This is a genomic window from Pseudomonas sp. S30 (assembly GCF_016518545.1).
Lineage (GTDB): Bacteria > Pseudomonadota > Gammaproteobacteria > Pseudomonadales > Pseudomonadaceae > Aquipseudomonas.
The window spans coordinates 83,214-89,824 of sequence record NZ_JACVTO010000023.1 but is presented as its reverse complement, the minus strand read 5'-3'; the positions used below and the strand labels follow the sequence as shown (position 1 = coordinate 89,824).

The following is a 6,611-nucleotide window of genomic DNA, read 5'->3' as shown; positions in this document are numbered from 1 at the left end:
CCCCCCCCCCCCCCCCCGCCCCCCCCCCCCCCCCCCCCCCCCCCCCCCCCCACGACTGTCAGAGCATGCAGAGCGACAAGGGTTCGGCGATGTAGGCCGGCTTGTCCTGACCCTCTATCTCGAGGGTGGCCGTGGCCTTGAGCAGCCACTGGCCGGGCTTCTTTTCGGTCGCCTGGATCAGGTCGACCTTCAGCCGCACCTGGCTGTCGACCTTCACCGGCTGGATGAAACGGACGCTGTCCAGACCATAGTTGATGACCATCTTCACCCCTTCGGGCAGGACGAGGATGTCTTCCATCAGCTTGGGCATCAGCGACAGGGTAAGAAAACCATGGGCGATGGTCGAGCCGAACGGCGTCTGCGCCGCGCGTTGCGGATCGACGTGGATGAACTGGAAATCGCCCGTGGCCTCGGCGAACAGGTTGATGCGCGACTGGTCGATCTTGAGCCAGGCGGAACGTCCCAGTTCCTTGCCGACGTACTGCGCGAGCTGCGTGACGGGTACATAGGGCATCGTGACACTCCAGAGGTCTGTCCAGGTCGGTCCTGGTACGAAGGTGCAAGATCAGCATGGCCAGGGAGGCGGGTCAAGGGCCGGGCGGCGAAGCGAATGACGCCGTATTCAGCGTGGCCGTGCTTATAATGGCGCCCGTTGCCCAAGGAGATGCTTATGCTGCTGCGTGGTCTGACCTGGCTGGTGCTGTTCCAGCTGCTGGGCACGGCGCTCAATCACCTGCTGCTGCCCGTGCTGCCGGGGCCGATCATCGGCCTGTTGCTGTTGCTGGTCTACCTGATGATCCGTGGCGAAGTCGGCCAGCCGCTCAACCAGGCCGCCAGCAGTCTGCTGCGCTACCTGCCCCTGCTGCTGGTGCCCCCGGCGGTCGGCGTTATGGTGTATGCCCGCGCGATCGCGGCCGACTTCTGGGCCATCGTCGGCGCGCTGGTGATCTCGTGCCTGCTCACCCTGGCGTTCGTCGGGGTACTGATGCAGAAGCTGATCCACCGCCACGGCAAACGCGAGCAGCAGCCATGAGCCTGGACTGGCAGGGGGCCGCCCAGGCGGTCATCCATCATCCGCTGTTCGGTATCGGCCTGACCCTGGGGGCCTACCAGCTGGTGCTGGCGGCCTACGAGCGCACGCGCTGGATTTTCCTGCAACCGGTGCTGGTGTCGATGCTGCTGGTGATCGCCGTACTGGTGCTGTGCGGCATCGACTACACCGAGTACAAGCGCGGCACCGAGATCCTCAACACCCTGCTCGGCCCTGCCACGGTGGCGCTGGCCGTGCCGCTGTATCTGAATCTGCGGCGTATCCGCCAACTGTTCTGGCCGATCTTGACTACGCTGGTAGTCGGAGGGCTGTTCGCCACGCTCGCCTGCCTCGTGCTGGGGACGTGGTTCGGGGCCGAGCACATGATCCTGATGACCATGGCGCCCAAGTCGGTCACTTCACCGATCGCCATGCTGGTGGCCGAGCAGATCGGCGGCGTGGCTGCACTGGCGGCGGTGTTCGTGTTGATCACCGGGGTGATCGGCGCGATCTTCGGGCCGGCGCTGCTCAGCCGCTGTGGCGTGCACAGCCCGGAGGCGCGGGGCATGTCGCTGGGCATCACCGCCCACGCCGTGGGCACTTCGGTGGCCTTGCAGGAAAGTGAAGAATGCGGCGCCTTCGCGGCGTTGGCGATGAGCCTGATGGGTGTGGCCACCGCAGTGCTGCTGCCGCTGGCGGTCAGCCTGGTGGCGTAAGGAGTGCACATGAGTCTGCCGTTGTTTCCGCTCAATACCGTGCTGTTCCCCGGTTGTCTGCTCGACTTGCAGATCTTCGAGGCGCGCTATCTGGACATGATCGGCCGCTGCATGAAGCAGGGCGCCGGCTTCGGTGTAGTGTGCATCGAGGACGGCGAGCAGGTCGGTCTGGCGCCCGCGGGCGTTTCCGCGTTCGGCTGCGAGGCGCTGATCCGCGACTTCGCCCAGCAGGACAATGGCTTGCTGGGGATTCGCGTCGAAGGGGGGCGACGGTTTCGCGTCGAAGGCACCGAGGTGCTCAAGGACCAGTTGCTGACGGCTGAAGTGCGCTGGTTGGCGGACCTGCCGGACACACCGTTGAGCGAGTCGGACGACGATCTGCTGGCGTTGCTGGTGGCCTTGGGCGAGCACCCCATGGTCGAGGCGCTGGACATGCCGCGCCAGGTCGATGGCCGCCAATCGCTGGCCAACCAGTTGGCCTATCTGTTGCCATTCGTGGACCAGGACAAGCTCGACCTGCTGGCCATGGATTCGCCCCAGCGGCGCCTGGACACCATCCAGTTGCTGCTGGAGCGGCTGCAGGGCGAGCTCTTCGCCTGACGCGGCTCAGTACTGATAGCGCAGCAGCGCCTTGGGCAAGGCGTGCATGGCGAAGAAGCTCAGCAGGACGATGCATGCCGGCAGGACCAGCCACCATACCTTGAGCGACATGGCCGTCAGCGGCTGGCGATACTGCACCAGTGCCAGGCTGGCGGCCGTGACGCAGCAGGCCAGCAGCGCGCCAGCGAGGATGTCGGTCGGCCAGTGAGCGCCCAGATAGACCCGCGACAGGGCGATCGACAGCGCCGGCAGCACCGCCAGCAGTATCCATGTCAGGCGCATCCGCGGCGGTTGGCCGCGTCCGGCCAGCACCGCCAGCACCAGGAAGAAGGCGAACGAAGCCGAGCTATGGCCGCTGGGCATGCTGTAGCTGGTCAGCGGATCGGTCAGCACTTCCGGCCGCGCACGGGCGAACAGCCACTTCAGCGTGCCGTTGCACAACGCCGTGCCCACCAGCGCGCCACCGGCGAAGACTGCATGGCGCCATTGCCGCAGCAGCAACAGCAGACCGGTGAGCAGGCCGCCGAGGAAGAACTGGGTCTTGAAATCGCCCAGTCGGGTCACCACCACCACGGCGCCATCCAGGGCCTGGCTGCGGTGTTCCTGGACCAGGGCCATGATGCCCTGGTCGAAGGCTTTCATGTACGGCCAGCCCAGGAATACGGCGGCCAGCGCCACCAGGCTCAAGCCCGCGATCAGGCGGGTGCCATGACGCTGATCGCGCACGCTGCTGTTGAAGCTCAGCCCTACCAGCACCGCGAGGACCGCCGCGACGATACCGGCCTGCAACCAGAACCCCTCGGGCAATGGCAGGCGAATCGCCGCGCCCGTTGCCCAGCCGGGCAGCAGGTAGGCCACCGACCATCCCGCCGCGGCCACCAGGCTGACGGCGATGAACCGGGGCAGGGGCATGTCGAGCATGCCGGCCACCATCGGCAACATCGGCCGCAGCGGGCCTATGAAGCGGCCGACCAGCAGGCTGGCGGTGCCGTAGCGCTGGAAGTAGGTCTCGGCGCTGCCGATCCACTCGGGGTGATGGCGCAGCACCGGCAGTCGGCGGATGCCCTGGTGGAAGTATTTACCGATGGCGTACGACAGCGCGTCGCCCAGCAGGCCGCCGAGAAAGCCCAGCAACAGGGTTTCACCCAGGCCGAAGGTGCCACTGCCGGCCAGCACCGCCACGGCGAACAGCAGCACGGTGCCGGGTACGATGATTCCGGCGATGGCCAGGCATTCGATGCAGGCGATGAGGAAGATCGCCACGCCCAGCCACTGCGGATTGCCGCTGAGCCAGGCGGTGAGGCTGTCGAGCCATTGGCCCATGGATCAGTTTCCTTGTTCCAGAATGAAGAAGTCCCGGCCTTCGACCTGGCCCCGGCGCAGCGGGTTCCGGGTGCAGAAGCGGGCGAACTCGGCGTCGACGAAGCGGTAGGGCAGGTGCTCGTCACGGCCGCTGGGGATACCCAGGCGGGTGGTCTGGACGATGCGCAGCACCGGCAGCGCGCAGTCTTCGACGTACAGGCGCTCGGGGTCGAAACGCCGAGCGTCCCATTCCGGTACCTTCAGGCCCAGCGCCCGGCACAGCAGGGTCTGGCCGGCGCACAGGCATTCGGCCGGACGCAGGTTGCCGCTGGCATCGGGGTTGTTCAGTTGCATGCGCGCCAGGCTGTCGTCACCGGAGCGCGCATCGACCCACGGGTACGCCGACTTGATCAGCACCGCGTTGCCTGGCCCATGGGCGCTGAAATTCAGCGAGTCGCCGCCGCGGGCGTAGTACATGTAGATATGGCCGCCATCGAGAAACAGCGCCTTGCGCTTTTCGGTGTAGCCCAGCGAGGCATGGCTGCCCTTGTCGGTCAGGCAGTACGCCTCGGTCTCGATGATGCGCGCCGCCAGCCACAGGTCGCCCTGGCGGTGACGGATCACCTTGCCCAGCAGTGCGCGGGCGAGGCTCAGGGCGTCACGGTCGAAGAAACTGTCGGGCAGGGCGCGGCTTGGGCGGTAATCGGGGTCGGGCATGCTGGCGGTTCGTCAGGGCACAGGCCAGGGATCATAGCAACGATCGCCTTAATCGGTGCTGAACGAGGTTGTAACAGATTGAACGAGACGCCACTGGGAATCGCTTCCCAAGCCAGCCTGCCAGTGCCGAGCACCCAGCCCTCGCTACATGAGGCCTGCGCCACGGTACCCTGACGAACCGATACCACCGGTTACAAGATTCCTACCCATTTACCCTGTCATCTTCTACCATCCGCCTCCCGCCGCTGGGCGTACCCGAGCGCGCCAGTTATAATCAGCCGATTTCCCCTTTGGCAAGACATCGAGCCCATGACCGAGTCCGTTCCTGACTACATGACCCGCCTGGGTCGCGCCGCCCGTGAGGCCTCGCGGGTGATCGGCCGTGCCAGCACCGCGCAGAAGAATCGTGCCCTGCTGGCGGCCGCCGATGCCTTGGACGCGGCTCGCCAGGCGCTGGGCGCAGCCAACGAGCAGGACCTGGCCGCCGGTCGCGCCAATGGCCTGGAGGCAGCACTGCTGGATCGCCTGGCGCTCACGCCCGCGCGCATCGATGGCATGATCACCGGCCTGCGCCAGGTCGCGGCACTGGCCGATCCCGTGGGGGCCATCCGTGACATGAGCTACCGTCGGTCGGGCATTCAGGTCGGCAAGATGCGCGTGCCCCTGGGCGTCATCGGCATCATCTACGAATCGCGTCCGAACGTGACCATCGATGCGGCCAGCCTGTGCCTGAAGTCCGGCAACGCCACCATCCTGCGCGGCGGCTCCGAGGCCATCCATTCCAACCGTGCCATCGCCACCTGCATTCAGCAGGGCCTGGCCGAGGCGGGCCTGCCGCCTGCCGTGGTGCAGGTGGTCGAGACTACCGATCGCGCCGCGGTGGGGGCGCTGATCGCCATGCCGGAATTCGTCGACGTGATCGTGCCGCGGGGCGGGCGCGGGTTGATCGAGCGCATCAGCCGCGACGCACGGGTGCCGGTCATCAAGCACCTGGACGGCATTTGCCACGTGTACGTGGACGCCCATGCCGACCTGGCCAAGGCCGAGCGCATCGCCTTCAACGCCAAGACCTACCGCTACGGTATCTGCGGGGCCATGGAAACCCTGCTGGTGGACGCCAGCGTCGCCCAGGCCTTCCTGCCGTCGATGGCGCGGCGCTTCGAGGAAAAAGGCGTCGAGTTGCGCGGCTGCCCACGCACCTGCGCGATCATCCCCGCCTCGCCGGCCAGCGAAGACGACTGGCACACCGAGTACCTCGACGCGATCCTGTCGATCCGCGTGGTCGACGACCTTACGGCGGCCATCGAGCACATCAACCACTATGGCTCGCACCACACCGATGCCATCGCCACCGAACACCAGGGCAACGCCCGGCGCTTCATGGCCGAGGTCGACTCGGCCTCGGTGATGCTCAACACCCCGACCTGCTTCGCCGACGGCTTCGAATACGGCCTGGGCGCCGAGATCGGCATCTCCACCGACAAGCTGCATGCCCGCGGCCCCGTGGGGCTCGAAGGGCTGACCTGCGAGAAGTACGTGGTGATCGGCGACGGTCAGCTGCGCGGGGCGTGCTGAGTTGAGCGAGGCCACGGCGGTGCGACGCATCGGTATCCTGGGCGGCACCTTCGACCCCGTGCACATCGGCCACCTGCGCAGCGCGCTGGAAGTGGCCGAGTTCATGGCGCTGGACGAGCTGCGCCTGCTGCCCAATGCGCGTCCGCCACACCGCGATACCCCGCAGGTGGCCGCCACCGACCGTCTGGCCATGGTGCGCAAGGCCGTGCAGGGCGCACCGGGGCTGAGCGTCGATGCGCGTGAGCTGGAGCGGGACAAACCCTCCTACACCATCGACACCCTGGAATCGGTCCGCGCCGAGCTCCAGCCGCAGGATCAGCTGTACCTGGTACTGGGCTGGGACGCGTTCTGCGGCCTGCCCGGCTGGCACCGCTGGGAAGAACTCCTGCAACACTGTCACATCCTGGTGCTGCAACGCCCGGATGCCGACGTGGAACCCCCCGACGAGCTGCGCAACCTGCTGGCTGCGCGCTCGCAGAGCGATCCCACCGCCATGTCCGGCCCGGCGGGTAACATTTCGTTCGTCTGGCAGACCCCGCTCGCGGTGTCCGCCACGCAGATCCGACAGCTGCTGGCCAGCGGCAAGTCGGTTCGGTTTCTGGTGCCGGACGCCGTACTGGCCTATATCGAGGCGCACGGTCTGTACCGTGCGTCCCACTGAGGGGGCCGCA

8 protein-coding genes are annotated in these 6,611 nt (G+C 66.9%); 5 read left to right on the top strand and 3 right to left on the bottom strand.

Annotated elements, in window-relative coordinates; genetic code table 11:
* Positions 1 to 58: 58 nt before the first annotated feature.
* Entirely contained in the window at positions 59 to 514 is a 456-nt protein-coding gene (locus IAE34_RS21310) for a MaoC family dehydratase (RefSeq protein ID WP_200140929.1), read from the bottom strand.
* Between the two features lie 156 nt (positions 515 to 670).
* Here IAE34_RS21310 and IAE34_RS21305 point away from each other — a divergent pair, with 156 nt between their 5' ends.
* Genes IAE34_RS21305 through IAE34_RS21295 form a run of 3 tightly spaced genes read left to right on the top strand, consistent with a single transcriptional unit; the run spans position 671 to position 2,346 of the window.
* Positions 671 to 1,033 (top strand): CidA/LrgA family protein, encoded by a 363-nt coding sequence (locus IAE34_RS21305; RefSeq protein ID WP_200140928.1) that lies wholly within the window; start codon positions 671 to 673, stop codon positions 1,031 to 1,033.
* A complete protein-coding gene (locus tag IAE34_RS21300) occupies positions 1,030 to 1,746 on the top strand; it encodes an LrgB family protein (RefSeq protein WP_200140927.1) in 717 nt (238 codons plus the stop codon). The genes IAE34_RS21305 and IAE34_RS21300 overlap by 4 nt, the downstream gene beginning before the upstream one ends.
* 9 nt (positions 1,747 to 1,755) lie before the next feature.
* Positions 1,756 to 2,346 (top strand): LON peptidase substrate-binding domain-containing protein, encoded by a 591-nt coding sequence (locus tag IAE34_RS21295; RefSeq protein ID WP_200140926.1) that lies wholly within the window; start codon positions 1,756 to 1,758, stop codon positions 2,344 to 2,346.
* Between the two features lie 6 nt (positions 2,347 to 2,352).
* Here the strand turns inward: IAE34_RS21295 and IAE34_RS21290 are convergent, their stop codons facing one another.
* Positions 2,353 to 3,669 carry a bifunctional DedA family/phosphatase PAP2 family protein gene (locus tag IAE34_RS21290; RefSeq protein WP_200140925.1) on the bottom strand — a complete coding sequence of 439 codons (1,317 nt, stop codon included), beginning with the start codon at positions 3,667 to 3,669 and terminating at the stop codon, positions 2,353 to 2,355.
* A 3-nt stretch (positions 3,670 to 3,672) separates the two neighbouring features.
* On the bottom strand, positions 3,673 to 4,365 hold the full coding sequence (locus tag IAE34_RS21285; protein WP_200140924.1) for a DNA-3-methyladenine glycosylase: 693 nt from the start codon (positions 4,363 to 4,365) through the stop codon (positions 3,673 to 3,675).
* Between the two features lie 309 nt (positions 4,366 to 4,674).
* Here IAE34_RS21285 and IAE34_RS21280 point away from each other — a divergent pair, with 309 nt between their 5' ends.
* Positions 4,675 to 5,940, top strand: a complete 1,266-nt coding sequence (locus tag IAE34_RS21280) for a glutamate-5-semialdehyde dehydrogenase (RefSeq protein ID WP_200140923.1) — start codon at positions 4,675 to 4,677, stop codon at positions 5,938 to 5,940.
* A 1-nt stretch (position 5,941) separates the two neighbouring features.
* Positions 5,942 to 6,601 carry a nicotinate-nucleotide adenylyltransferase gene (gene nadD, locus IAE34_RS21275; protein ID WP_200140922.1) on the top strand — a complete coding sequence of 220 codons (660 nt, stop codon included), beginning with the start codon at positions 5,942 to 5,944 and terminating at the stop codon, positions 6,599 to 6,601.
* The last annotated feature ends 10 nt before the right edge of the window (positions 6,602 to 6,611 follow it).

Bases quoted from the DNA above. Each gene is read 5' to 3' on its own strand.
- IAE34_RS21285 (WP_200140924.1), bottom strand. From the start codon at position 4,365: ATGCCCGACCCCGATTACCGCCCAAGCCGCGCCCTGCCCGACAGTTTC.
- IAE34_RS21295 (WP_200140926.1), top strand. From the start codon at position 1,756: ATGAGTCTGCCGTTGTTTCCGCTCAATACCGTGCTGTTCCCCGGTTGT.
- IAE34_RS21280 (WP_200140923.1), top strand. From the start codon at position 4,675: ATGACCGAGTCCGTTCCTGACTACATGACCCGCCTGGGTCGCGCCGCC.
- IAE34_RS21290 (WP_200140925.1), bottom strand. From the start codon at position 3,669: ATGGGCCAATGGCTCGACAGCCTCACCGCCTGGCTCAGCGGCAATCCG.
- IAE34_RS21310 (WP_200140929.1), bottom strand. From the start codon at position 514: ATGCCCTATGTACCCGTCACGCAGCTCGCGCAGTACGTCGGCAAGGAA.
- IAE34_RS21300 (WP_200140927.1), top strand. From the start codon at position 1,030: ATGAGCCTGGACTGGCAGGGGGCCGCCCAGGCGGTCATCCATCATCCG.
- IAE34_RS21305 (WP_200140928.1), top strand. From the start codon at position 671: ATGCTGCTGCGTGGTCTGACCTGGCTGGTGCTGTTCCAGCTGCTGGGC.